Raw genomic sequence first — 26029 nt, forward strand, 5'->3', positions numbered from 1 at the left:
GACAGGCTGACGCGGGCGCCTTTTTCCGCCGCCATATCCTCAGCGGATGTCCCGGTCCGGTCCATGGGGCCATGGGGCAGGGCGGTCCGTCATGCGGGTACGGGGCCGACAGTAGCCGTGGTATTCCCAATGCTCATGTGGGTCTGAAGTAAATTCCATTGCTGGCGCCTGCGTTCCTTCCGGATAATCGGCACAGGAAGCATGAGGGAGCAGCATGTCCGGGCATTCACCAACACAGATGCGGCATTTGGATGGCCTGCCTGTCCTTGGCAATTTCATTGATGGCCATTTCGAATATACCGATGATCTGTTTCCCGACATCAGTCCGGTGGACGGGCGTGTCGTGGCCCATGTGGCGCAGGCGGATGCAGCCATGGTCGACCGGGCCGTGCGGGCGGCACGTCACGCGCTGGAAGCGGGTGCATGGGGGCGCAGCACGGTGGCGGAGCGTGTCGCGGCGCTGCGTGCGATCGCCGGCGGGATAGAGGCGCGGTTCGAGGAATTCGTTGCCGCTGAAATCGCGGATACCGGCAAGGACATCCATCACACCCGCACGATAGACATACCGCGCGGGATTGCGAATTTCCGTTTTTTTGCCGACCTGATCACCACCATGGGCAGTGAAAGCTACCATACCGACACGGCCGACGGCATGGGCGCGCTGAACTATGTCACCCGCCGCCCCGTGGGCGTGGTGGGGGTGATCGCGCCGTGGAACCTGCCATTGCTGCTGCTTTCATGGAAACTGGCGCCCGCGCTGGCCTGTGGCAACGCGGTACTGGCCAAGCCGTCGGAGGAAACACCCTATACTGCGACACTTCTGGCGCAGGTCATGGCCGATGCGGGCGTGCCGCCGGGCGTGTTCAACCTGCTGCACGGATTTGGCGCGGGTTCGGTGGGGGAAGCCATTACGCGCCATCCGGGCATCGACGCCATTACATTCACGGGCGAGAGCGCTACCGGCACGGCCATCATGCACGCGGCGGCGCCGGGGGTGAAGCCGCTCTCGTTCGAACTGGGTGGCAAGAATGGCGCGATCGTCTTTGCCGATGCGGATGTGGACGAGGCGGCGGATGGCATCGCACGTTCAGCCTTTTCCAACTGCGGGCAGGTCTGTCTGGCAACGGAGCGCGTGTATGTCGAACGCCCGCTCTTTTCACGCTTCGTGCAGGCGCTGCGCCTGCGGGCGGAAGCCCTGTCGCCCGCGCGTGCGGCACCGGGTTCGGGCATCGGCCCGCTGATTTCGCAGGCCCACCGTGCGAAGGTGCTGGGCTATTACGATCGCGCGGTGCGTGATGGCGCGGAAGTGGTGTGCGGTGGCGGCGTGCCACGGTTTGGCGATGCACGTGACAGCGGTGCGTTTGTCGAACCGACAGTCTGGACCGGCCTGCCCGATGATGCCGCCTGCGTGCGGGAGGAAATTTTCGGCCCCGTCTGCCATGTCGCGCCATTTGATACGGAAGATGAAGTGCTGGGGCGCGTCAATGATTCCCCCTATGGCCTGGCAGCCGTGGTCTGGACCAATGACCTGCGTCGCGCCCACAGGGTCGCGGGGCGGATCGAGACCGGTATCGTCTGGGTCAATACCTGGTTCCTGCGCGACCTGCGCACGCCGTTCGGTGGCATCAGGCTGTCCGGTATCGGGCGTGAAGGGGGAATGCGTTCGCTGGACTTCTATTCCGAAACAACAAACATCTGCATAAAGCTATGACATTCATGAACATGCCTGCCCTGAGCGAACCAGCGGAACGGGCGTTCCGCCAGCTGCGCACGGCTGCCCTTTCGGGCGTGCCGTGCCCCCCCGTGCGTGACCTGATCGGGGCGGAGGATCTCGATGCCGCCTACGGCGTGCAGCAGGCACTGGTGGCCGCGCGCGTTGCGGACGGTACCCGCGTGGTCGGGCGCAAGATCGGGCTGACCGCGCCCGCCGTGCAGAAGCAGTTCGGCATCGACCGTCCCGACTACGGTGTCCTGACCGCGGACATGGAGGTGCCCCCCGATGCCCCCATCACGGCTGGTGCGGTGATGCAGCCACGCTGTGAGGCAGAGGTGGCCTTTGTCCTGTCACGCGACCTGCCGCATGTCGATCCCGGCATCGCGGATGTTCTTTCCGCCGTGGACTGTCTCCTGCCTGCAATCGAGATCGTGGACAGCCGCATTGCCGGCTGGGACATCACGGTGGCCGACACCATTGCGGACAATGCCTCCTCCGGCCTGTTCATGCTGGGGCAGGACAGGCGACTGCTGCGGGAGGTGGACCTGTATACCTGCGGCATGGTGATGGAACGCCACGGGGTGGAGGTTTCAACCGGTGCCGGTGCCGCATGCATGGGCTCGCCGCTTAATGCGCTGCGCTGGCTGGCCGCGGAAATGGCCAGGCGGGGCACCCCGCTCCGCGCGGGGGAGGTCGTGCTGTCCGGTGCGCTGGGGCCGATGGTGGCGGCCGGTCCGGGGGACAGTTTCGATGTACGCATCAATGGTCTGGGCACGGTTGGTGTCCGCTTTGCCGTGCAGGGAGAAGCATGATGACGGTGGATACCACTGATACGGCCCATCTGGCGCGCCTGCTGGATGACGCGGCCCGCACCGCCACCCCGCGCGGGCAATTGACGGCGCTGGCGCCCGGAATGGACCTGGATGCCGCCTATGACGTGCAGGCCGCACTTGCCGGCCTGCGGGTGGCGCGCGGGGAGCGGATATCTGGCGTCAAGCTGGGTTTCACCAGTCGCGCCAAGATGCGGCAGATGGATGTGTCCGACCTGATAGGGGGGCGACTGACCAGTGGCATGGAAGTGCCCGATGGCGGTGTGTTCGACATGGCCATGTTCATCCACCCCCGTGTGGAGGCCGAAATCGCCTTCATCCTGCGCCGCCCGTTGCAGGGTGTGGTCAGCACGGTCGAAGCCCGCAACGCGATAGAAGCGGTGCTGCCCGCGCTGGAAATCATTGACAGCCGGTACCAGGACTTCCGCTTCAACGTGGTGGATGTCGTGGCCGACAATGCCTCCGCCGCGGGTTTTGTCCTGGGGGCGCCAGCATTGGCGGACACGGATTTTTCCAATCTCGGCATGGTTATGCACCGCAATGGCCAGATCGTGCAGACAGGCTCATCCGCCGCCATACTGGGGCACCCGCTGCGTGCCCTGGTGGCGGCGGCGCGCCTGGCGGGGGAACGGGGCGAATGCCTGCGCCCCGGTGAGATCGTGCTGGCCGGGGCCGCAACGGCGGCCGTGCCGCTCCTGCCCGGCTGCCACGTATCGGTCAGCGTGCAGTCGCTGGGCCGCGTCGGTTTTACCACTACGGGAGAGCGGCCATGACGGATGGTGTCATTGCAGGTCGTGCGCGGCCGCGCGGACGTTTTCCCCATGTGCGCAGGGCAGGGGACTTCATATTCGTATCCGGCACCAGTTCCCGCCGTGCGGATAACAGCTTTGCGGGCGTGCAGGTTGACGAGATGGGTACGACCCAGCTGGACATCCGCGAACAGACGCGCGCCGTGATCGAGAATATCGGAGTAATCCTGAACGCTGCCGGCGCCAGCCTGTCCGACTGCGTGGATGTGACGGCATTCCTTGTGAACATGAACGACTTTGGTGGCTATAACGCGGTTTATGGCGAATATTTCGGTTTTGACGGACCGACACGTACGACGGTGGCCGTTCATCAGCTGCCGCATCCGCATCTGCTGATCGAAATGAAGGTGACCGCCTATTGCCCGCAGGCGCACCCGGTACGCGAAAGGACACGGCCATGACACGGCTTTCGGCATTCAACTTCCATAAATGGATTGATGACAACCGCCACCTGCTCAAACCCCCTGTGGGCAACCGGCAGGTCTGGGCGGATACGGATCTCATGGTGACGGTTGTGGGTGGGCCCAACCAGCGGACGGATTTCCATGATGATCCGGTTGAGGAATTCTTCTATCAGCTGGAAGGGGACATGGTGCTGAAGGTCATTGACCGTGGCCAGCATTATGATGTGCCGATCTGGCAGGGAGATGTCTTTTTCCTGCCCCCCCATGTGCGGCACTCTCCCCAGCGCCCGGTGCCTGGGTCCATTGGCCTTGTCATAGAAAACGCACGGCCACCGGGAGAAATGGACGGGTTCGAGTGGTACTGCTTTGAATGCGGGGGTCTGGTCCATCGGGTCGAGGTGCGGCTGCACAGTCTCGTAACCGACCTGCCGCCGCTGTACGATGCCTTCTACGCCAGCACGGAACAGCGTACCTGCCCGCATTGTGGTGCGGTGCACCCAGGACGGACCGCGCCAGCGGGATGGGTGACACTCCATGATCATTGACCTGCATTCCCACTTCCTGCCAGCGGAGTGGCCCGATCTGGAACAGCGTTTTGGCACGCCCGACTGGCCATGGATGCGTCATACGGATCCGGACCATGCCATGCTGATGATGGGAAACCGCGATTTCCGTCCGGTCTACGATGCCTGCTGGAATGCCGAACGCCGTGTGGAGGAAATGGACCGCGATGGCATCGATATCCAGGTCATATCCGCCACTCCCATCCTGTTCGCCTACGGGCGCCCGGCGGATCAGGCTGCCTACTGCGCGCGGATATTCAATGAAGCGGCGCTGGAAATCTGCGCGCGTGCGCCAACCCGCCTGCGCGCACTGGCGCAGGTTCCGCTACAGGACACCGACCTGGCCTGCCGCGAGGCATCCCGCGCCATGGCCGGTGGCCATGTAGGCGTCCAGATCGGCAACCATGTGGGGGAACGCGGACTGGATGATGCGGGGATCATGACATTCCTGCACCATTGCGCGCAGGAGGACATCCCCCTGCTGGTACATCCGTGGGACATGATGACCAATGAACGCATGAGCCGCTACATGCTGCCGTGGCTTGTCTCCATGCCGGCGGAAACGCAGCTTTCCATCCTTTCCCTTATCCTGTCAGGCGCGTTCGAGCGCCTGCCGCGCAGCCTGCGGATATGCTTCGCCCATGGCGGCGGCAGCTTTCCCTACCTGCTGGGGCGGGTGGACAATGCGTGGCGGAACCGTGACATCGTGCGGGTGGACTGTCCGCGCCCGCCATCGGATTATGTGGACCGGTTCTTTGTGGATTCCGCCGTATTCGACCATGACGCGCTTGAACTGCTGGTGCGCGTGATGGGAGATACGCATATCATGCTCGGCTCCGATTATCCCTTCCCGCTGGGGGAAAGCCCGGTCGGTGGTCTTGTCCGTTCGGCACCTTTCCTGGAGCCGCAGGCCCGTGCCCGCATACTGGGCGGGAATGCCGCATGCTTCCTGCGGCTGCCCGATACGCGCTAGCCGCGCGGTAAGGCGTTCATGGCGGCGGGGTCGTATGCGCGGGATCGTCCAGAAAGGGGCATTCCGGTACATTCCCCGCTTCATGCCGCAGGGCCATGATCATGTGCAGGGCCGCGGCTGTCCGGCTGCCGTTCACTCCGGTGGTAATGCCGATCGGGCTTATGGTTGAACGCAACGGTATTGGCAGCACGGCCATCCGGGATTCCTGTACCTCGATCACGGCGCTCTGCCACGGCATGGCCGCCAGATAGTCATCCATGTCAAGCAGCCCGCGATTGGTCAGGAGCGATACGGATTCCACCGCCCCACGGGGTGGGGCAATACCCTCGTCGCGGAAGGCCTGATCGATCTGCTGGCGCAGGGTCGTGCCCTGCGGGGGCAGTATCCACGCCCGGTGCGCCAGATCGCGCAGGGACAGTGAAGGAGAGCGGGTCAGCGGATGCCTGGCGTGCGCGACGATGCAGGCCACGTCATGCATCAGGATTTCGTCCGCCAGATGGTCATGCTGGCGCATTGCCGGTATGCGGCCCACCACCAGGTCGATTTCACCCCGCAGCATTGCGGGCATGAGCATGTCGTTTGTCCCCTCGATGACCGAAACGGATATGTCAGGGTGTTCCCGCCGCAGCATGGTGATGGCGCGCGGCAGCAATGCGGCCGAGGCGGACTGCAGTGTGCCCACCCTGACCTGTCCGCCACCTGCCGGCGGGGCGCTCACCTCGTCCGCCGCCTGGATGAACAGGTCCATCATCACGCGCGCATGCCCGAGCAGGACCTGCCCCTGTGCGGTGGGGATGGCGCCCTGGGGCGTGCGTTCAAACAGGCGCGTGCCGAACAGGGTCTCCGTTTCCTGCAGGGATTTGGTTACGGCCGACTGGGTCATGTTCAGCTGCCGTGCGGCAGCGGCAAGGGAACCGGTGCCCGCTATCGCCATGACCATGCGCAGGTGCCGGAATGCCAGACGGGCAAGAAGATGATCCGACGACAGGGCTGTCCTCCCCCGCATGCTTCCGTTGCGCCACCGGCGGGAAATGCCTTGCCGCCAGTCCGTAACATTTTTTGCCGCGACCGGCCATGCACGATACGCCTGACACCCCGGCCATGAAAGCAGGCAAAGTGCACTTTATTTTTTTGACGGAATGAAAAACGTGTGTGACGCGTAACGGAGAAACAAAACCATACAGAATCGTGTACGATATGCGATATGCCATGGTGCAGAAATCAGTTCACGTATTGTTGCCGCGCATCCTGCGCGTAACCGGAGTCCATCGTGACAGCATCCGTGTCTACCCCGCCTGTTGGCGGACTGAGCAAGGCGACCCGTATAACGCCGGTGGCCTATGTGCATCTTATGATGATCTATGTGATCTGGGGCAGTACATACCTTATGGTAAAGCTCTGCCTGAACGGGTCGGGTCATGTCCTGCCGCTGCATATCCAGCTGGGGCGGGAAACATGCGGCGCGCTGATCCTGGGAAGCGTGGCCCTGAGCCGGTACGGTCTGCCCCCACGGTTGCGGACGCAGGACCTGGTGCGCTGCATCGGTACCGGCATACTGATGTGGGCGGGCGGCAATACGCTGGCCACATCATGCGCGCCCTATGTCAATTCGGGCTTCATTGTCATGTCCATGGGGTCCATCCCGCTATGGTGCACGCTGTTTGACTGCCTGATCGCGCGCGCATGGCCATCCCTGCGGGTTGTGGTGGCCCTTCTGGCGGGGCTGGGCGGGCTGTTCATGATTGTATGGCCGGTCCTGCACGGGCATGGGGGAATTTCGGGGCCGCATCCCGTCATCGTGGTGCTGGTGCTTCAGCTTTCCGCCATCACGTGGTCGCTGGGTACCGTGCTGCAGCGCCCGCTGGCAACCCGGCTTGCGCCGGAATGGACAGCCGCGATCCAGATGGGCTGCGCGTCCTGCCTGCTGGCGCTGGTGATATGGAGCAGGGGGGTGGGCCTGCCGGTGGCCCCCAGTACCACGCAGCTTGGGGCGTTTGCCTATCTTGTCATATTTGGCGGGGTTCTGGCGCCGGCATCCTATGTGGTGGTGCTGCGTACCTTCTCGCCGGAAATCGCATCCACGTTTGCTTACGTCAATCCCGTCGTCGGCCTGCTTCTGGGCTGGGTGGTACTGGGGGAACAGCCCGCGTTCCAGTCCATCATCGGGATTGTGATCGTGCTGGGCAGCGTCGCACTGATCATGCGGCGTACATGATGGAAGGGGGCGGGACATTCCTGCGCCCGCCGCGTTCGTGTCCCGCTACATGTCTGCTGACAGGGTATGATCGGCAGGGCCTGCGCCCTGCCAGACGCTGTCATGCAATCTCTTCACGCGCGCGGAAACGTGCGGTACGCGTGTCACAGGTGTAATGATCCGCCAGGCGATAGGGGTCGCGTGCCAGTTCATCGACCGAACGGATGATGAAATCGGCCTTGGCATTATCGGTCAGCGCACAGAAATTGAGACGGGTCCATCCGGGTTTCTGGATCTCATCGCCATCAAGGATCTGCTGGCGCAGGATCGCGGACTGCCGTTCATCAATATCCAGCAGGTCATGGGCATAGGGACCGGCACAGGCACATCCGCCACGCGCCTGAATGCCGTAGCCATCCGACAGCATGCGGGTGAACAACTGCTGATGGATCATGCCCCCGGTCCGTTCGCACCGGACCCGTAGTGAAAAGATCGGCAGGCGATGCGTGGCATCCGGATTGCCCAGGATCTCGATCAGCGGGTTGTCCCGCCATGCGTGGATGGCCCTGTCGCGCAATGCGGCGTGGCGCCGGTCAAGCCAGCCCTGCCCCATGGCTGCCTTGACCGTAAAGGCCAGCCCCGCGCGGATGTCGCCTATCACGTCGGGTGTGCCCGCTTCCTCCCGGCTTACAAGGCTTTCGGAATAGTCATGACCCCATGGGGAGACGAAGCGCACGGTGCCGCCGCCGGAAAATACGGGCCGGGTGCGGATTACCGCGGCATTCCGCACGATCATGATGCCGGATGCCGCCGGACCACCAACGAATTTATGCGCCGAAATGACAACGGCATCCTTTTCATGCGGCGTATTGGATTTCATGTCGATGGGCAGGTAGGGGCCGGCCCCCGCATAATCCCATACGGAACGGGCGCCATGTGCTTTCAGGATTGCCGTAACCGCATCGGTATCCGTCACGATACCCGTGACATTGGACGCGGCCGAGAACGCACCGATCCGTAACCGGGCCGGATCGGTCGTGACCAGCGCCAGTTCCAGTTGTGCGGTGTCGGGGCCGCCATGCGGGGCTTCGGGAATGGTAACGATTTCCGCGCCGCTTTCACGCCACGGCAGGATATTGGAATGATGCTCATAGGGGCCGATGAAGACGATGGGGCGCGCGCCTGACCGCGCGGCATCCGCAACACCCAGCAGATGCACCAGCCGGTTCAGGCCCGCAGTCGCACCAGAGCCGCAGAAGACTGTGGAAAATGCGCCATCCGCCCCGCAGATACGGGCAATCTCCGCCCGGGCCGCCTGGCGCATGTGTGTCATGTAGCGCCCGCAGAAGGAGGCTTCGGTATGGGAATTGGCATAATAGGGCAGGACCTGGTCCGCCACGAAATTCTCCACCTGCCGCAAGGCCCGACCGGAAGCCACGTAATCGGCATAGACAAGGGATCTGGTGCCAAAGGGGCCGGGAATGGGGGCGCCTTCCCCAATCAGCCCCGCGCGAAGCCCCTCGATGCCTCCGGCCCGAAGGTGCGTCGTGAAGTCAGAGAAGGCCCTGTCAACGATTTGCATCATCCAATTCCCTATGGTTCGTTGCGGGGATATTAGTTGGATCATACCCGAATAATTCACCTTATTTCATGTAAGGAACCTGAAATTTCGGGTCATATGATCGATATGGATCGTCAGGATCATGGTTTCTGATCGTTCAATCATGTCCGGTGCGCAAGGGAGTGGCTGGCGTGGCCTGATGGGCTCCTGGCCCGGTTGATGGCAGCCTTCATATGTCCCATCTCCGGTTGCTTGAGGGCACCTCGATGGTGTCAGATGTCGCGTCCCTGCAGGGAGATGGCGGAATCCGGTTGTCACCTGTCTGAAGATAGAGTCGATTCCAGGCAATCACGGGACGCCTGTCTGACAGGCGACAGGGATTGTTATGCTATGTCCGCCCCCATGATCAGGTGGGGGACGATTGCCGTGCAATATCTTGATAATAAAGAATTATATCTGCTCTCATTCCAGACATGCAGGAGCAGGCATGAGGCCCTGCCCGCGAATCCCGCAAGGCATGAAGATGGGGAGCACGGAATGGAAAAGACATGGCGTGATATAGGGGTGTATTCTGTTTGTCACATAATATTTCGCATGCCGGATCAGAATTCTGGTTGGGAAACCATTGCCGTGTGGCGCCGCGCATGTGTTGATCCCGCGGGGCTGGCGCGACCCGGGAACTGCCGCATTCTCAGCGGATTTTGGCCGTTTCCGTGGATTATCCTTAATATTATGAGGGAAGTAGCAGCCTGCGCCCGCGAAGATCGTATACCATAAACTCCGATTATGAACGTCAGCTTTGCGTTGGCGGAATACCTCTGAAGCGGGAAAGGACTGTGATCTGTTTGCCACATTTTATGTCGTAATCTTTATATCGATATTGAAACCTGTTGATATCGATATCAAAAGCGGTTGAAATAAGTTGCATCGGGCGGATTGAAATATTTCTCAAGTTGCTCACGGTTGGATTGAATCTTGAACGAAATACCAAAACGGGCTCCCGGGGCGGGTGCTTACACAGGTGTTGCGGAGGCTACATGAACAAACGACGCTCATTATGGAACGTCCTGCTTCTGACTACGGTGATCGCTGGCGTAACGAACGAGACGGCCCGGGCTGCTTCTGCCTCTGGCACGTCCACGGCCGGAAGTGGCAAGGTTGCCCGTTCTGGCGCGGCACATGTTTCCGCCAGTGGGGCCAGCGTTCACCGCACTTCAACGGCGCGTGCCACGCCCCTCGTCTCGCGTCATGACCCTGAACAGCTCAGCGTTCATGCGAGCCACCTGAAGCCGCATGGAGCCGTGGTGTCCATGGGGCAGGCCATGTTCCAGCAGCAGGCGCCGGGCACCAACCCGATGAAGGCCCTGGCAACCATGCCGGGCATCATGTTCAACTCGGACGATCCGCAGGGAACGAACACCTGGTCCCAGCAGCTGTACATGCACGGCTTCCAGCAGCAGGAAATCGGCATGACGCTGGATGGCATGCCGCTGGGTGAAATGACGTACCGCAACTATAACGGTCCGTCTTCGCCGACCACCGCCATTTCCTCTGAAAACGTTGATCGTATCGACGTCTCGCAGTCCGCAGGTGCGGAAGACGTGGCATCGACCAACAACCTCGGCGGCTCGCTGGCCTATGTCTCGTCCACCCCCAAGGACAAGATGGGTGGCAAGGTAACCGGCGGTTTCGGCAGCTATAACAATTACCATACCTTTGTCCGGTTCGACAGCGGCAAGCTGAACAGCAGCGGCACCAAGTTCTTTGCTTCCTACATGCGGCAGGATGCGGAAGTATGGCGCGGTTTTGGTGAGCAGTTCTCGCAGCAGGTCAACGTGAAGCTGGTCCAGCCGATCGGCAATGACAGCAACATCACGGCCTTCTTTGACTGGGACGACCTGCATCAGTATACGCCCCAGGATGAATCTCCGCAGATGCAGCAGGAGCTGGGTTATTACAACTCGAACTATTATAATGGCGGAACCAGCGGGTATATCACCGCAACAAATGCGGCCAACGGTCATTACCCGGGTTATCTTGCAAAAAGCGGCATTTCGGACAAGGGTGATGCGGCATACTACGATGGTGGCACGAACGTCAGTGACGTCATGGGCTACATCAAGGCCGACCTGGCGCTGACCAACAATGTCCGCTGGATCACGACAGCCTATGGCCAGGGTGAAAGCAGCCAGACGACATGGGGCCTGCCGATCGGCAACAATGGCGCAGGCTACGATCCCTCCTACTATACCCACCTGAACCAGACCTACGGGTATACGTCGGCAATGGGTGAAATCGTCAAGGAGCCGTCGATCGAGCGCTTTGGCATCACCTCCAAGGTTCAGTACAATGTGGCGCATAACCACATTACCGGTGGCGTCTGGTACGAGAACAATGCGTATTCCTCGTCCATGTCGATGTATGCGCAGCCGACCGTCCTGGCCAATGGCCAGCTTTCCGGTCCTGTCACCAACACCCTCAGCCATTTCACGAACCCGGTTGAAGGGCTGTTCGGCCAGAACTACAATACGAACACGTTTACCGCGTTCGTGATGGACACCTACAACCCGCTGCCTAACCTTGCCCTGCATTTCGGGTTCAAGGCCCTGCTCAACACCACGCGCGTGGGCGATGGCTACCTGAACCAGTATTATTACGGCAATATCGGCAACATCACGTCGGGTGTAAGCCAGACGATCGCACGTCCCTTCCTGCCGCATGTCGCGGTGGACTGGCACTTCCTGCATAACCATGAACTGTTCTTCGATATTTCGGAAAACGTTCATACCTATGCTGAATCCGGCTACAAGCTGTCCAACTCCCCGTTTGCGGTCAGCCAGGCATCCTACAACACGAACATCAATAGCGATCATCCGGAATATGACTGGACGTTCGCGATTGGTTACCGCTTCACGCATCGCCTGCTTGATGCTTCGGTCTATGCCTACCGGACAAACTTCCACAACCGTCTGCAGTCGGTCAGTGTCGCGGGCCAGTCGGTGCAGAATGCCAGTGGCTACGCCGTCCTGAATACCGGCAGCGTGACCATGAATGGTGTTGATGCGGCCCTGACGCTGCATCCCTTCACCCGCGGCATCATGCGTGGCTTCTCGCTGTCCAACAGCGTCAGCTACAACCATGCCGTGTATGACAACAACTTCAACTATTCAGGCACCGGTGCCTCTACGGCTGGCAAGCGCGTCGTAAACTATCCGCGCTTCATGTACAAAGGCCGTCTGTCCTACGCCTACAAGCGGGCCCTGTTCTACATGGACGGCAGCTATACCGGTGCACGTAGCTATGACTACACTGGGGATTACAACATTCCCGGCTACTGGATGGCTGATCTGGGCATGCAGTACCGCATGGGCAACATGGCCCGTTACAACAAGCACATGGGCTTCATGCAGGATGTGACGTTCTCCTTCAATATCCAGAACCTGGCGAACCAGCACTGGATTGCAACCATGGGCGAAAACGGCAACGCCATGACCGGTGGTTATACCAACCAGTCCATGCTGTTCGGTGCGCCGCGCATGTTCTTCGGTTCGGTGTCCGTGGACTTCTGATCAATCTGGTCTCAACCTTCAGCTTTGTGCCAGAACATATGCTTCCGTATTTACGGGCAGAAAATGATCTGGCTGGAAAACCCCTCCTGTGGAGGGGTTTTCTGCTTTTGGGCATTTTCCGGAATGCTTCAGGCCATCACCCCCATCGGTATCCGGCATGTGCATGATATGGCCTCGCAGGATCACAGTTGAGATGATGCGGGATATGGTGTTTCCATACGCTCGATGATCGCGGACGGGACGCCTTTTTTTCGGATCCATGCTGCATGGCATGGCGCAGGGCTTTCTCCGGAACGATCCGGATGCGGCAGGCTGGTGGCCTGTCGGGAGTTGTATCTTGCCAGTTCATGGTATTGCACCCTGCACGATTAACATGCTGTTTGTTTTGATTTTTCTGCCATCATGCCGTTTTGCGCCGATATCGCGCGCGGGCAACCTGATGCCCATGTTTCAGGGGCAGGAATGGACGCCCTGACGTGCATAATCTGGCGCATCACTCTTTACAGACCGTCCCGCTTCCTGTCCTATGTTCGGGATGAAACTGAAACAATATCCGACTGATGGGCGTGATCCTGTGCGCAGCTTTATTGTGAAGCAGGCATGATCTATTTTCCTGGCGGGCAGAGGCGACCGGTCTCGATATGCCGTGTGCAGGCAGCATGGATGCCCGAGGGCTGTTGAGGATCGTGATTTGATGACCGGCTTCAGGCGCGCACGGGGCCGTGCGAAGCCGGTCATATGTCAGCCCCTTGTTTTTTCAGGAACCAGCATTCTGCATGACTGACACGACCAGTATTCCTCAGCCTTCTTCTTCCGGTTCCAGGCTCAAGCAGCGTCATATCATGATGATTGCACTTGGTGGGGCCATTGGTGCCGGGCTGTTTGTGGGCAGCAGTGCGGTCATTGCCGCAGCGGGGCCAGCCGCGCTGCTGGCATTCGTCGCGGTTGGGCTGCTGGTCATGTTCATCATGCGTATGCTGGGGGAAATGGTTTCCGCCAATCCGGGAAAGGGTTCGTTTGTCGAATATATCCGCGCGGCCCATGGCAATGGCGCAGCCTTTACCGCAGGCTGGCTTTACTGGTTTTTCTGGGTTGTTGCATTGGGCAGCGAAGCCATAGCGGGCGCGATCCTGATTCATGAATGGATCAACCTGCCGGTATGGGTTCTGGCTGCGTCACTGATCATCATGCTGAAGCTGATCAATCTGGCTGCCGTTCATATATTCGGGGAATGCGAATTCTGGCTTTCGGCGATCAAGGTGGTCAGCATCATACTGTTCGTTACGGCTGGCGTGCTTTATATTGCCCATGTGTTCGGGCCCGGTGCGCCCGTCATGCAGAACCTGCTTGGCCATGGTGGATTCTTTCCGCATGGCATGACTGCAATGATTTCCATCATTCCCTCCATCCTGTTTACCATGATCGGGTCGGAAATAGCGACGGTCGCGGCTGGTGAATCCGCCGAACCCGCCCGGAATGTGGCGCGTGTAACCCGTACCATCGGTATCCGCCTTACACTGTTCAACAGCCTGTCCATTGCGCTGATCCTGCTGATCGTTCCATGGTCGGATGCCGTGCCGGGGCACTCGCCCTTTGTGCAGGCCCTGCAGATCATGGGCATACCCGGCGCGGCCTTGGGCATGAAGATCGTGGTGCTTACGGCAGTTCTTTCATGCATGAATTCCAGCCTTTACATCACATCACGCGTATTGGCGGAACTTGCGCGCAATAATGATGCGCCCGCATTTCTCAGGCGACGACCGCAGCAGCATAGCCCGGTCAATGCCATCATCGCCAACTCCGTCGTGGGGGGAATCATCAGTTTCTCCTCGATTCTGGCGCCTGGTACGGTTTTTGCGTTTCTGCTCAGCTGTAGCGGGGGGGTCATCCTATTGGTCTATTCGCTTATCGTGACCTCTTACCTGGTCCTGCGCCGGCAGGCGACAGGGCGGGAACAGCAGGCGTGTTTCCGTATACCGTTCTTCCCTGCCATAAATATTCTCACGCTCGGCGGCGTTATCGTCATTTTCGCAGCGATGTTCCTTGATCCGATGCAGCGCATGGTCGCGATAGCCAGCCTTGGCACATCCATATTTTTTGTGCTGATCCATGTCGGCCGGACCCGTCTGGCTGGCCGGAACCGATAGTGGCCTGCCTGTATGGACAGTGGCCCTGACGGAGCGGGACCATAACCTTGGGGCTGCGCCTCGCACAGATGACCCACCTATCCGGGGCGTCCGCTCGTCTGGCTGACTGTCATGCAGGCTATGGTATGAATCCGGCGGGTCCGTTCCGGATGCCGTCACGTGCAGCCAGGGACGTGCCGTAAAACTTCGTCTCCTTCGTTGCACGGAAGATCATTGCGTTATCGGATGTAATATGTCAGTATACTGATTAAATGATATCGCGGAGGTCTCCATGCGGCCCGTTTATGATCTTGTTCTTCAGGGAGGCACTGTCATCGACCCGATGACAGGCCTGCACCAGGTTGCCGACATTGCGGTGGCAGGCTCCAGGATTGCGGCAGTCGAAAGCCGGATTTCTCCCCCGCTGGCGCGGGAAATCGTCGACGTTTCCGGCAGGATCGTCACTGCGGGCATGATCGATACCCATGGCCATATATATGAGCATGTGACCGGCCGCTTCGGCCTCAATCCTGATCTTGTCGGCGTGCGTTCGGGTGTTACGACAATCATCGACCAAGGTGGCCCGAGTTGCATGACCGTCAACGGTTTCCGCCATTATGTTGCGGAGCCTGCGGATACCCGCGTGCTGGCATTTCTGTCAGCCTACCTTGTTGGCGGGCTGGAGGGGCATCTGTATCCTGAACTGTATGGTCCCGGCCAGACCAATATCGAACACAGCGTGCGTGCGGCACGTGAGAATGCGGATCTTATCCGCGGGATCAAGGCGCATGCCGAAGTGGGCGGCGTTTCGCGCTGGGGGCTGGAGGTCATGCGCATTGGCAAGGCCATTGCCCGTGAGGCGAACATTCCACTTTACATCCATCTTGGCCAGCTATGGCCCACGGCTGCGGATAATCCCGATATCGATGCCGATGAACTTGTGCGCGAACTTCTGCCCATAATGGAAGAAGGAGACGTGCTGGCGCATCCCTTCACCCGTCATCCCGGCGGTTTCATTTCAGAGGAAACCGGGCAGGTTCATCCGGTTATCTGGGCGGCACTGGAGCGTGGCGTCAAGGTTGATGTCGGGCATGGATCGCATTTCTCGTTCGACATGGCGGCCAAGGTGATGGCGGAAGGCATAGTGCCCTATACGCTGGGTGCTGACATGCATGGATACAATGTGCGTGTGCCTTCGGTCACGGATATCGAAGATCGCCAGCTCAATCCGTTTGCAGGCGTCTCCCCGTTCAACCTGACCGTCGCCATGTCGAAACTGCTGTACCTTGGCATGAAGCTGGATGATGTCATTGCAACCGTGACAGCCAACCCGGCCCGGATGATTGGCATGTCCGATACACTCGGTTCGCTTCAGGTGGGACGCGAAGCAGATATTTCCGTACTGGATCTGAAGGAAGGCGCCTTCACCATGTCCGATAACAGTGGCGCGCGCGTCACGGCCCGTCGCATGTTCGTGCCAGAGTTCTGCCTGCGCGGGGGTGTTCGTTTTGAGGCTGACAGCCCCCTGGTTCCGCCACTTGAGGAAGTCGTGGCCGCATAGATGGTATCGCCTGACCCCCGTGGCCGGTGGGGTCTGCTCAGCCAGACCGAGCGTAACCTGGCCTATGACAATGTTGCCGCTGTTCCGGGCAGCCGGGACTGGATGGCGGCCCTGCGGGCGCGCTCGGCGGCATATCGTGTCAGGCACGGGGGGCTTCGCGTGGCGTATGGCGACAGGCCACGCCAGTACTGGACACTTTATCCCGCGCCCCAAAGCGATGCACCATGTCTTGTCTTCATCCATGGCGGGTACTGGCAGTGGAATGCGCCGGAGGATTTTGCGTGGATAGGGCAGGGACTGGCCATGCGTGGCTGGTCCGTGGCCATGCCGGCGCATACACTTGCGCCCGAAGCGTCCCTGCGCGAGATTGTGGCCGAGATGGAGCTTGCCCTGACCTGGCTGCACATGCACCAGGCCGAAACCGGACTTTGTGGTCCGCGGCTTGTGGCGGGATGGTCCGCCGGGGCGACACTTGCGGCCCTTATGCTTGGGCATGAGGGCGTGCGTGCAGCCCTTGCGCTGTCCGGTATTTATGAACTTGGCCCCCTGCGCGATACATATCTGAACACGGCGCTGTCGCTGTCCGATAGCGAGATTGCGGATCTGTCCCCCCTGCGGCAGGATGCTGTGGCCAAACCGATGAGCATGGCCTATGGCAGCCACGAACTGCCTGCGTTATGTGAGGACGCGCGGGCATTTCATGCCCATAGAACCCGGGCGCACCAGCCGGGCTGGCTGGTGCCTGTTGCCGGGGCGAATCACTTCACGGTTCTGGATGCCCTGGCGGAGCCCGATGGCATGCTGGCCGCACTTTGCAGTCTCATGCTCGGGATGGGCTGAGGCATTCCTGAATCCGGACAGTTTCACCTTTCACCTGGAAGATCACATGACCGGACACGACATATCCTATATCGAATCCGATACGATCTATCCGATTCCGGAAAATCGTCGTCATGGGACGGCTTCTTCCCTGTTCAGTCTCTGGTTTGGCAACAATGTCAAATTCCTGACATTGGTCACCGGGTCGCTTGCCGTTTCCGCGTTCCACCTGGGGGTGGTGCCTGCCATTGCGGCGCTGGTGGCCGGGAACGTGATTGGCGCGGCCCTCATGGCGGCGCATGCGGCCCAGGGGCCACGGCTTGGCGTGCCGCAGATGATCCAGAGCCGTGGCCAGTTCGGCAGTTACGGGGCCCTGCTGGCGATAGGCGTGACGCTGCTGATCTATGTCGGATACACGACGTCCGGCATTGCCGTGGCCGGCAATGCGATCCATTCCGCGTTTCCGGCAGTTCCGTCAACGCCTGTTATCGTAACAAGCGGCCTGGCCGCCATGGTGCTTGCGATCATGGGGCATGACGCGATTCATCGCAGTGCCCGGATCATCACGATCTGTTCGGGCATCATCCTTTCGCTATGCACGCTGAAATTCCTTGTGGGCATGAAGTTGCCCGACCATGCCCTGTGGGGAAATGGTTTCACCCTGCGTGACTTTGTCGGTGCCCTGTCCGTTGCCGCGCTGTGGCAGATTTCCTATGCGCCGTATGTTTCCGATTATTCGCGGTATCTGCCTGTCAGGACGGGGCCGTCCGCCGCATTCTGGGCAACCTGGTCCGGGGCGGCGCTGGGGTCATGTCTTCCCATGTTCCTGGGGGTGATACTCGGCGCCGAGGCCCCCAGCGTGGATGTGCTGACAACGTTCAGCACCGGACTTGGGGTTTTTTCCCATCCCATTGTGGTGCTGCTGACGCTGACCCTTGCATGCAATGCGGCCATTGACGTTTATGGCGGCATGCTGGTTGGCATTACGCTGGTACACACTTTTCTGCCCGGGTGGCGGCCGGGGCAGCGTGCGCGGATAGGATTCTGTGTCCTGCTGGCGTTCAGTGGCATCCTTGCGGCTGCGGGAACAGCATCGACGTTCCTGCACAGCTACATGAATTTCCTGTTTCTCATGCTGTATATCCTCATTCCGTGGTCGGCCATCAATCTGGTCGATTACTACATGATCCGGCGTGGAGAGTATGATGTGAAATCATTCTTCCAGCCTGATGGCGGGGTATACGGATATTTCAATACCAGGGCGCTTTTCGCTTATCTGGTCGGTATCATTGTCCAGATACCCTTTGTCGTTTCGGATCTCTACACTGGTCCGGTTGCAAAGATGCTTGGGGGGGCCGACCTGTCATGGTTCGTCGGGCTGGCTGTGGTGTGTCCGCTTTATTTCTTCCTGTGCCGCGATAACGTTGCGGCACAGGCATTGCCGATGGGCGATGTGGGGACGCACGCCGGTTCCTGACGGAAGGGGAATGTTTTCATTCCAAAACCAGAACGGACTTGCTGGACAGAGAAAATCAGTATACTGATCTATTTGAAACCCGAACTGTTCCGCGCACCGGGGCCACGCAATCCGATCATATGTTTTTCTAGTGGCATGGAGAGTACATCATGGCGTTGAAGTCAGTGTCCGAAGAACTCAGTGGCTGCACGGATGCCGCCCTGATCAATGAATGGCATGCCGTTGCTTATTCAACGGATATCGAGAAGGGGAATATCCTTCCCCTGACGCTCCTCGGGCGTGATCTTATCCTGTGGCGATCGGATTCAGGGGAAGTCCATGCCTGGGATGACCTGTGTATCCACCGGGGCGCGCGTCTTTCAAAGGGGTGCATCGCCAATGATACGGTCGTGTGTCCCTATCATGGCTGGCGCTATGATGACACGGGGAGCTGCGTCCTGATCCCTGCGGCACCGGATGAAAAGCCGATGAAAAAGGCCCATGCCATCACCCATTCCGTGCAGGAAAAATATGGTTTCGTCTGGGTGACCTATGGCAAGCCGGCAAAGGACATCCCACCGTTTCCCGAATGGGATGACCCGGAATACCAGAAGGTCCATTGCGGTCCCTATACGTTTCGCTCCGGCTACCGGGCCGTCGAGAACTTCATGGACCCGTCGCATTTTCCGTTCGTGCATGCCGGTGTGAACGGCATTTATGACTGTCCGGACCCGATCCCGCCCTATGATGTCGAGATGACGGAAAATGAAGGGCTCGTAACAAGCGAGGTACGGGTAACGCAGCCCTATGGCGACCCGCGGGAAATACCGGTCACCGCCTATTATGCCTATAAATGTCTTCGTCCCCTTGTTTCCTATTTCAAGAAGCGGCTGGTCATCCAGCGGCCGGAAGACCAGCATCTGGGTAACGAGGCGGACCGTTTCTGCACGTTCCTGACCGTGCAGATGGTCGATGAGAAGACGAGCATCGTGCGTATCTGCTGTGCCACGAACTTTGATCCGCAGCCGACGGAGGCTGAAGTGCGCCGCCGCCAGGATATCGTCTACGCACAGGATTCGGCCATCGTCGATACGCAGCGCCCGGAGCGGATCCCTGTTGACCTGCGGCAGGAACTGCATCACCGTAGTGACCTTCTGGGGCAGAAATATCGCAAATGGCTGCAGCAACTGGAAATTACTTACGGTGTGCTCTAAGCAATCAATATACCGGGCGACTGTCAGCGCAAAGGTAGCCGCCGGGCGGGATATCGTCCTGCTCACGCTCGTGCCGGAAGCGGGAGACAGCCTGCCAGTGGCGCAAGCCGGTGCGCATATCGATGTCCATCTGCCTGACGGGGGGGTGCGACAGTATTCGCTGCTGTCTGCCTCACCGTATCAGATCGCGGTCAAGAATGTGCGTGATGGCCGGGGCGGATCGCGATGGCTGCATGATGATGTGAGGGAGGGGGATGTCCTGACGATCGGAACGCCCCGCAACAATTTTTCCCTGCGTCCGGACAGTTCCGATGTCCTTCTGCTGGCGGGCGGGATCGGTGTGACGGCGCTGCTGTTCATGTATCGTCAACTGACAGGGCAGGGGCGGAATGTTCATCTTCATTACTGGATAAAATCCAGCGCCGATGCCTTGCTGTTTGACCAGCTTGTGGGGCTTGAGCACGTTACGCTGCATGAATGTGGCGGACGCGTGGTGTCGATGCGCTCGCTGATCGCGCAATGTCCTGCCGGAACGGATGTCTACTGCTGCGGGCCGACAAGGATGCTGGAAGAATTCGCCAGCATCACCCGGGATCTGCCGCCAGAGAAGGTCCATGTCGAGAGATTTGCCCCGGTGGTAACGGCTGATGGCGTCACCGACAGGCCGTGCCACCTGAAACTGGCGCGTTCGGGCATGGAGATCGAGGCTGAACCCGGGCAGACGCTTCTGGAGGCCCTGATCGCGGCCGGGGTTGATATGGACTATTCCTGTGAGGAAGGCCTGTGTGGCGCGTGTGAGACCCGGGTGCTGGCGGGACAGCCACTGCATCTTGATACGGTTCGCTCTCCTGCCGAGCATGACAGGCTGCACACGATCATGCCCTGCGTTTCACGCAGCCGTTCGGATGAACTGACACTCGATCTTTAGGGTGAAGGATGCGCTGGCCATGCAGCCATATGGTTGCATGGCGGGGCATTGGTGCTGGTGCGGGCTTTCTGCGCTCAGCTGGGCGTCACGGGTGCGCGGCTGTATGCATTGCCTGCTTCCGTCAGGACAAGCAGGGCCTGGATGAATGCGGTCCTGGCGTCATCTGGCAGGGCCTCGATCGTGCGGCTGTGCGCCCGGCGGGCAGGCTCCGCCATCTTTGCCAGGATATCGCGCCCCTGCGCGGTCAGGTAAACCTGCTTTACCCTTCTGTCATGGGTGGCGTTTTCACGTTTCAGCAGGGCGCGTTTTTCCAGTCGCGCCACGACATTGGCTAGTGTTGCCCGGTCAACGCCAATGGACAGCCCCAGCTCGTTCTGGTCTTTTCCCGGATGGAGCTCGACCATTGACATGATGCTGTACTGAACTGGCGTGATATCAAAAGCGCCGCATTCTTCGATGAAAAGTGAAACATGGATCTGATGAAGGCGACGGATGAGAAAGCCTGGCCGATCAAGAATATTGCCTGTCCATTCTTCATCCGCCCCACTGGCGTGTAATGCATCAGGGGTGTGGACAGTTCGGTTCGACTTCATGATGGTACACTACCAAATGATGGATTGATTGCCAAACCCCTCTGTTACGGATGGGGAACCTTCCAGCCAATGGCCTCATGCTCCCCATCCGGGATACCGGTGCACAGGGAAGGAGGCATGCGGCTCCTGCTACGGCCGGTCATCCGTTTTACGGTGATCCAGTTCCGGAATGGACCATACAAGCATTCCGCCGGCTGCCACGCAGGCGGCAAAAAATACGAAAATGCTCCATGAACCGGGGGCAATGCTTCGTGCCCAGCCAATCAGTCCGGTTGCCATGAAACCGGCCAGATTGGATATGCCGCCAATCATCGCCAGTCCCGCCGCAACGGTGGCAGGGTCCTTCAGCAACAGTGAAGGCAGCGCCCAGAACGGGGCCAGGGAGCCTATGATCCCCATGTTGGCCAGTGTGATGAGGATGATGACAAGCAGTAGGTTGCCATGCGCCAGTGGAAGCAGGGCCAGCATCAATGCACCGGTCATGATGGGAATGACAATGTGCCATCGCCGCTCGCCCGTGCGGTCGGAATTCCGGCCGATGGCGATAATGGCCAGCGTCGCACCGAGATTGGGAATGGCGGTCAGGATGCCTGTCCACACCATGGACCGCACGCCCGCGTCACGCAGCAGCGATGGCACCCAGAAGGCAATCGTGTACAGTCCCAGCAGCAGGGCGCCGTCGGCAAGGCCAAGTTTCCAGATCCGGCTGTCACGCAGCGCGACCCTTATGCCATGCAGGATGTGCGTATGCTCCGGCACGACACGATGGGCCATGAGGAGTGCCTTTTCATCCGCGCTCAGGAAATGTGCCGTTTCTATCCGGTCCGGCAGGCGGAAAAAGATCAGTATGCCCAGCAGGACCGGCGGCATGGCCTCCAGAAAAAACAGCCAGCGCCAGCCCTCGATGCCGATCGCCCCCTCCATTCGCCCCAGGATGAGCCCCGAAACCGGCCCCCCGATGACACTGGCCAGGGGAATGCCGACCATGAACCATCCGGTTACCCGGGCACGGTAGGCGGGCGGAAACCATTGTGACAGGTAGAACAGCACGCCGGGCATGAAACCGGCCTCGGCAATGCCGAGAAGCAGCCGCAGGACATAGAACATGCTGGCCGAATGGACCAGCGCCATGGCGCCCGAGCAGATGCCCCATGTAATCAGGATGCGGGCCAGCCACCGCCGTGCGCCAAAACGCATCATGAAGGCATTGCTGGGAACTTCGCACAGGATGTAGCCAAGAAAGAACAGGCCGGTTCCCAGCCCGTATGATGCCTCGCTCATTGACAGGTCGGACAGCATCCGCAGCTTCGCAAAGCCGACATTCACCCGGTCCAGGTAAGAGGCAAGCATCCCCAGGAACAGAAGCGGCAGGAGCCGCCACGCAACGCGCGCGCACAGACGCGGCAGATTGTCGCCCCCATCGGTCATGCGGGGTGAAACGTCGGGATTCACGGTGACATTCATGGCATGCCTCATGTTTCCAGATGGAAACGGGATATGGTGTACGATGTAACGGCATGCGCGGACATGAAACAGTCATGCCATTGGGGAGACAGCACGGCACAGGGTCGATACCGCGCCCGCAGCAGGCCGGCCGGGGCAGGATTCCAGATCATGGCGGAACCACTCTCCAGCCCCTTCGGCCTGCTTGAGGATGGTGGAAAGGATCAGGCCCGCGAACTCACGCTTTCCATAATCGCCTCAATACGCCCCGGACAGCAATGCGCCCCCACCTGGGGCAACGGTTTCCAGTTGCAGCCGGTTCAGCATGGCATAGGTCGTGGCAACCGCCGCACTCAGTACCGGTTTGCCGGTCTGGGCCTCGATGGTCGGGATGACGGGCAGCGAGGGCATCTGCACGCAGGCGGATGCCACGATGGCGTCTGCCTCCGCGTAATTGAGTCCGGCTACGATCGACGGCAGTCTGGACGGGTCATGGCGTGCCACATCAAGGTTGTCCGGAATTTCCAGCGCGATATGGTCAATGACCTCATAGCCTTCGTTTTCCAGGTAATCGATGACAAGGCGGGTCAGGGGCTTCATGTAGGGGGCCACCAGCACGATGCGCCTGGCCTTGAGAACCTTCAGGCCATCAACCAGCGCGCCCGCGCTTGTGACGACGGGCGCCGGACCGCCATTGGTGCGGGTGCACTCATGCAGTCTCTGTTCCGATATGCGGTGATAGCCCAGCCCCATGGACATCGTGGCAACCAGGCAGGCATAGCCCAGCACATCGACATGCGCGTCGCTCAGTTCCAGCGCGCAGCGGTCGGACTGGGCATCCATGGCGCTGAGTTCCTCCTTGCGGACGGTCTTCATGCGCATGCGTGCGGAATGGAATGTAAAGCGTTCGGGCCTGATCAGCTGGCGTGCCGCAAGCAGGGCCGGAATTTCCGTCTCCATGGTCAGGTTGGAACTGGGAACAATCTGGCCAATGCGGTAGGGGTGCGCTCTCATGGGGTCTCCTGTCCTGCGGTGACGTGTTCAATCATGTCAGGATCGTATCAGGCGGGCTGCCGCCCCGGGGGCTTTCGTGCAGCCGTCATGTTGCCGTCCCGCGGTGCATCCATCATGGATGCCGGCATGCGGGACCATCTTCTTGCATTCCTTGTAAGGGCATGGGACCGGTTTCGCAATAAAAATACAATGTGTACATCACATTTTCATCCTGCGCGGCGTCATGGCCGTTCCATGTCCGGCGGCGGGCACGGGGCATATCCTGCCGCCCTGTCCGGTCTTTACCTCAATCATGCGGTGGAAGTGGGATAAGCTGGTGTCGTGACCATTATATGTCCGATATGATCAGCATGATGAAAGAGTCGGGGAATGGAGCGGCAGGGAAGCGTGCCGTACCGTTGATCGGCATCTGGCGCGGTCATTGAATTCGATTGAAACCGCAGGCCGGCCCTTAATGGAAGAGGAAAGCATACCGTGACCACTACGCTGCCCATTATCCAGCAACGCCGGATCGAAGCCAGCATACTCAAGCACGTCTATGATGTGCTGGTGGAAAGCCATGGGCAGGCCATGGCGGCCGAAACCATACGCAGGGCGGTGACCCGCTCCGCCATAGAGCAGGGAGAAGCCATGCGGGCCCGTTTCGACCATATGCCCGACCTGCTGGATTTTGCCGATATCCTGAAATTCTGGACAGCGGATGACGCGCTGACGATCGAGGTGCTTGACGCCACGCCTGCCCGGCTTGATTTCAATGTCCGGCGCTGCCGTTACGCGGAGCTGTATCGTGAGATGGGGCTGGGCGAGATTGGCGCGATCCTGTCGTGCAACCGTGATGGCACGTTCTGCGAAGGGTTCAACCCCGCCATCGTGTTTGAACGCACGCAGACCATAATGGAAGGCGCGGAATACTGCGATTTCCATTATGAGATACCGGCTGATGACAAAACGAATTCAGGTCGATGAAAAATGGCAGTCCCTGAACAGATAAAATCCTATCGAAATGATCTGGCGTCCATCCGCCACGACTTCCATGAATATCCCGAACTCGGCATGGAGGAGTTCCGGACATCCGACATCATCGCCAAGTTGCTGGGGGAGTGGGGTATCACGGTCCACAGGGGCATCGGGGGCGAGACGGGTCTCGTGGGGGTGCTGAAGAACGGTTCTTCCGCGTCCTCCGTCGGGCTGCGTGCGGATATGGATGCGCTGCCCATGGATGAACTGGGCCATGTTCCCTACAAAAGCCGGAATGCCGGCCGCATGCATGCCTGCGGGCATGATGGCCATACCACCATGCTGCTGGGTGCGGCCAGATACCTGGCGGAAACCCGTCAGTTCGACGGAACCGTGAATTTCATTTTCCAGCCGGCGGAAGAAGGCAGCACGGGCGCGGTCGCCATGATCCGTGATGGCCTGTTCGACAGGTTCCCCTGTGACCGTATTTTCGGCATCCATAACTGGCCGGGCATTGATGTTGGCAAAAGCGCCATCAATCGCGGCGCGGTCATGGCGGGGGGCGGTTTTTTTGAAATTGTCGTCAGGGGCGTGGGGTCCCATGCGGCGCGTCCGGACCGCGCGATCGACCCGATGCTGACAGCCTGCCATATTGTCACGGCGCTGCAGTCCATCACGTCGCGCAATATCACCACCGGCAAGGAAGCCGTGGTCAGCGTGACCCGAATTGACGGGGGGCATGCCTATAACATCATTCCCGACTGTGTGGTCATTGGCGGGACATTCCGCTGCTTTGACATGGCGGTACTGCGTGAAATGCGTGAACGCATGCAGGCTATTGCCGCTGGCGTGGCGACGGCTTTCGGTGCCTCGGCAGAGATCCGTTACCCCGTGGAATTCCTGCCCACGATGAATGATCCGCTCTGCACGGACATGATGGCCAGTGCGGCAGAGGAAGCCTGTGGTGTCGGGAATGTGGATCGCAATGCGCAGGCGGTCATGGCATCGGAAGATTTCAGCTACATGCTGGATCAGGTGCCGGGGGCCTATATGTTCCTAGGGAACGGCAATTCGGAAATGCTGCATCACCCGGAATATAATTTCAATGATGGAGCACTGGTCTATGGTGTCGCCACCCTGGCCCGTGTAGCGGAAATGGCCCTGTCAGCCCGTTAGGCGTGTGCACAGGGGCTGTCATGGCAACCCCTTGTTCCTGAAGGATGATTTTTACAACAGGATGCGCGCTGGCAAAGATATTCACCACGCTTTCCCATAATGTGCAGAATGCCCCGGGCCCGGTT

Annotated in this window: 21 protein-coding genes; 16 read left to right on the plus strand and 5 right to left on the minus strand. The window is 59.9% G+C overall.

All coding sequences use genetic code 11. The features are described from left to right. The first annotated feature begins 214 nt into the window (after positions 1-214). The 6 genes from LDL32_RS01135 to LDL32_RS01160 are packed head-to-tail and all read left to right on the plus strand — an operon-like array spanning position 215 to position 5293. Positions 215-1711 (plus strand): 2-hydroxymuconic semialdehyde dehydrogenase, encoded by a 1497-nt coding sequence (locus tag LDL32_RS01135; RefSeq protein WP_233063970.1) that lies wholly within the window; start codon positions 215-217, stop codon positions 1709-1711. A gap of 5 nt (positions 1712-1716) precedes the next feature. Next, positions 1717-2526 carry a 2-keto-4-pentenoate hydratase gene (locus LDL32_RS01140; protein ID WP_233063972.1) on the plus strand — a complete coding sequence of 270 codons (810 nt, stop codon included), beginning with the start codon at positions 1717-1719 and terminating at the stop codon, positions 2524-2526. Further along, positions 2526-3317, plus strand: coding sequence for a 2-keto-4-pentenoate hydratase (locus tag LDL32_RS01145; RefSeq protein ID WP_233063977.1), 792 nt, complete (start codon positions 2526-2528; stop codon positions 3315-3317). The genes LDL32_RS01140 and LDL32_RS01145 overlap by 1 nt, the downstream gene beginning before the upstream one ends. After that, complete coding sequence (locus tag LDL32_RS01150; protein ID WP_233063978.1) at positions 3314-3754, plus strand: RidA family protein; 441 nt, start codon at positions 3314-3316, stop codon at positions 3752-3754. The genes LDL32_RS01145 and LDL32_RS01150 overlap by 4 nt, the downstream gene beginning before the upstream one ends. Beyond that, the gene (locus tag LDL32_RS01155) at positions 3751-4302 is read left to right on the plus strand and encodes a 3-hydroxyanthranilate 3,4-dioxygenase (RefSeq protein ID WP_233063980.1); all 552 of its coding nucleotides are present in this window, start codon (positions 3751-3753) and stop codon (positions 4300-4302) included. The genes LDL32_RS01150 and LDL32_RS01155 overlap by 4 nt, the downstream gene beginning before the upstream one ends. Beyond that, positions 4292-5293, plus strand: coding sequence for an amidohydrolase family protein (locus tag LDL32_RS01160; protein ID WP_233063982.1), 1002 nt, complete (start codon positions 4292-4294; stop codon positions 5291-5293). Before LDL32_RS01155 ends, LDL32_RS01160 begins: the two co-directional genes overlap by 11 nt. 16 nt (positions 5294-5309) lie before the next feature. Here the strand turns inward: LDL32_RS01160 and LDL32_RS01165 are convergent, their stop codons facing one another. Then, positions 5310-6299, minus strand: coding sequence for a LysR substrate-binding domain-containing protein (locus LDL32_RS01165; RefSeq protein ID WP_233063984.1), 990 nt, complete (start codon positions 6297-6299; stop codon positions 5310-5312). Positions 6300-6563: 264 nt separating this feature from the next. On the opposite strand from LDL32_RS01165, the gene LDL32_RS17945 reads away from it, so the two are divergent. Continuing rightward, complete coding sequence (locus LDL32_RS17945; RefSeq protein WP_233063986.1) at positions 6564-7508, plus strand: EamA family transporter; 945 nt, start codon at positions 6564-6566, stop codon at positions 7506-7508. A gap of 100 nt (positions 7509-7608) precedes the next feature. On the opposite strand, the gene LDL32_RS01175 is transcribed toward LDL32_RS17945, so the two are convergent. Continuing rightward, positions 7609-9069, minus strand: coding sequence for an aminotransferase class V-fold PLP-dependent enzyme (locus LDL32_RS01175; RefSeq protein ID WP_233063987.1), 1461 nt, complete (start codon positions 9067-9069; stop codon positions 7609-7611). A gap of 1016 nt (positions 9070-10085) precedes the next feature. Here LDL32_RS01175 and LDL32_RS01180 point away from each other — a divergent pair. The 7 genes from LDL32_RS01180 (at position 10086) to LDL32_RS17950 (ending at position 20721) form a co-directional block, all read left to right on the plus strand. Beyond that, complete coding sequence (locus LDL32_RS01180) at positions 10086-12617, plus strand: TonB-dependent receptor domain-containing protein (RefSeq protein ID WP_233063989.1); 2532 nt, start codon at positions 10086-10088, stop codon at positions 12615-12617. Positions 12618-13393: 776 nt separating this feature from the next. Continuing rightward, positions 13394-14764, plus strand: a complete 1371-nt coding sequence (locus LDL32_RS01185; RefSeq protein WP_233063990.1) for an amino acid permease — start codon at positions 13394-13396, stop codon at positions 14762-14764. Between the two features lie 271 nt (positions 14765-15035). Continuing rightward, positions 15036-16304, plus strand: a complete 1269-nt coding sequence (locus tag LDL32_RS01190) for an amidohydrolase/deacetylase family metallohydrolase (RefSeq protein ID WP_233063992.1) — start codon at positions 15036-15038, stop codon at positions 16302-16304. After that, positions 16305-17144: an alpha/beta hydrolase gene (locus tag LDL32_RS01195; protein ID WP_233063994.1), complete on the plus strand. Its 840-nt coding sequence runs from the start codon at positions 16305-16307 to the stop codon at positions 17142-17144. It abuts the gene before it with no gap. 46 nt (positions 17145-17190) lie between these two features. Then, positions 17191-18600 (plus strand): cytosine permease, encoded by a 1410-nt coding sequence (locus LDL32_RS01200; RefSeq protein ID WP_233063996.1) that lies wholly within the window; start codon positions 17191-17193, stop codon positions 18598-18600. A 149-nt stretch (positions 18601-18749) separates the two neighbouring features. After that, a complete protein-coding gene (locus LDL32_RS01205) occupies positions 18750-19793 on the plus strand; it encodes an aromatic ring-hydroxylating dioxygenase subunit alpha (RefSeq protein ID WP_233063997.1) in 1044 nt (347 codons plus the stop codon). Next, the gene (locus LDL32_RS17950) at positions 19783-20721 is read left to right on the plus strand and encodes a PDR/VanB family oxidoreductase (protein WP_233063999.1); all 939 of its coding nucleotides are present in this window, start codon (positions 19783-19785) and stop codon (positions 20719-20721) included. Before LDL32_RS01205 ends, LDL32_RS17950 begins: the two co-directional genes overlap by 11 nt. A gap of 74 nt (positions 20722-20795) precedes the next feature. Here LDL32_RS17950 and LDL32_RS17800 read toward each other — a convergent pair whose 3' ends face one another. The 3 genes from LDL32_RS17800 to LDL32_RS01225 all read right to left on the minus strand — a co-directional run bounded on the left by LDL32_RS17800 (position 20796) and on the right by LDL32_RS01225 (position 23771). Beyond that, positions 20796-21314, minus strand: a complete 519-nt coding sequence (locus tag LDL32_RS17800; RefSeq protein ID WP_255673761.1) for a MarR family winged helix-turn-helix transcriptional regulator — start codon at positions 21312-21314, stop codon at positions 20796-20798. Between the two features lie 129 nt (positions 21315-21443). Continuing rightward, complete coding sequence (locus tag LDL32_RS01220) at positions 21444-22742, minus strand: MFS transporter (protein WP_233068632.1); 1299 nt, start codon at positions 22740-22742, stop codon at positions 21444-21446. A 273-nt stretch (positions 22743-23015) separates the two neighbouring features. Beyond that, a complete protein-coding gene (locus LDL32_RS01225; RefSeq protein WP_305069313.1) occupies positions 23016-23771 on the minus strand; it encodes an Asp/Glu racemase in 756 nt (251 codons plus the stop codon). 474 nt (positions 23772-24245) lie between these two features. Between LDL32_RS01225 and LDL32_RS01230 the strand changes: the two genes are divergently transcribed. Together LDL32_RS01230 and LDL32_RS01235 are read left to right on the plus strand one after the other, a co-directional pair. After that, a complete protein-coding gene (locus tag LDL32_RS01230; protein ID WP_233064002.1) occupies positions 24246-24737 on the plus strand; it encodes an L-2-amino-thiazoline-4-carboxylic acid hydrolase in 492 nt (163 codons plus the stop codon). A 3-nt stretch (positions 24738-24740) separates the two neighbouring features. Next, on the plus strand, positions 24741-25904 hold the full coding sequence (locus tag LDL32_RS01235) for a M20 aminoacylase family protein (protein WP_233064003.1): 1164 nt from the start codon (positions 24741-24743) through the stop codon (positions 25902-25904). Positions 25905-26029 lie beyond the last annotated feature (125 nt).

The sequence above is a fragment of the Komagataeibacter sp. FNDCF1 genome (genome assembly GCF_021295335.1).
GTDB lineage: Bacteria > Pseudomonadota > Alphaproteobacteria > Acetobacterales > Acetobacteraceae > Komagataeibacter.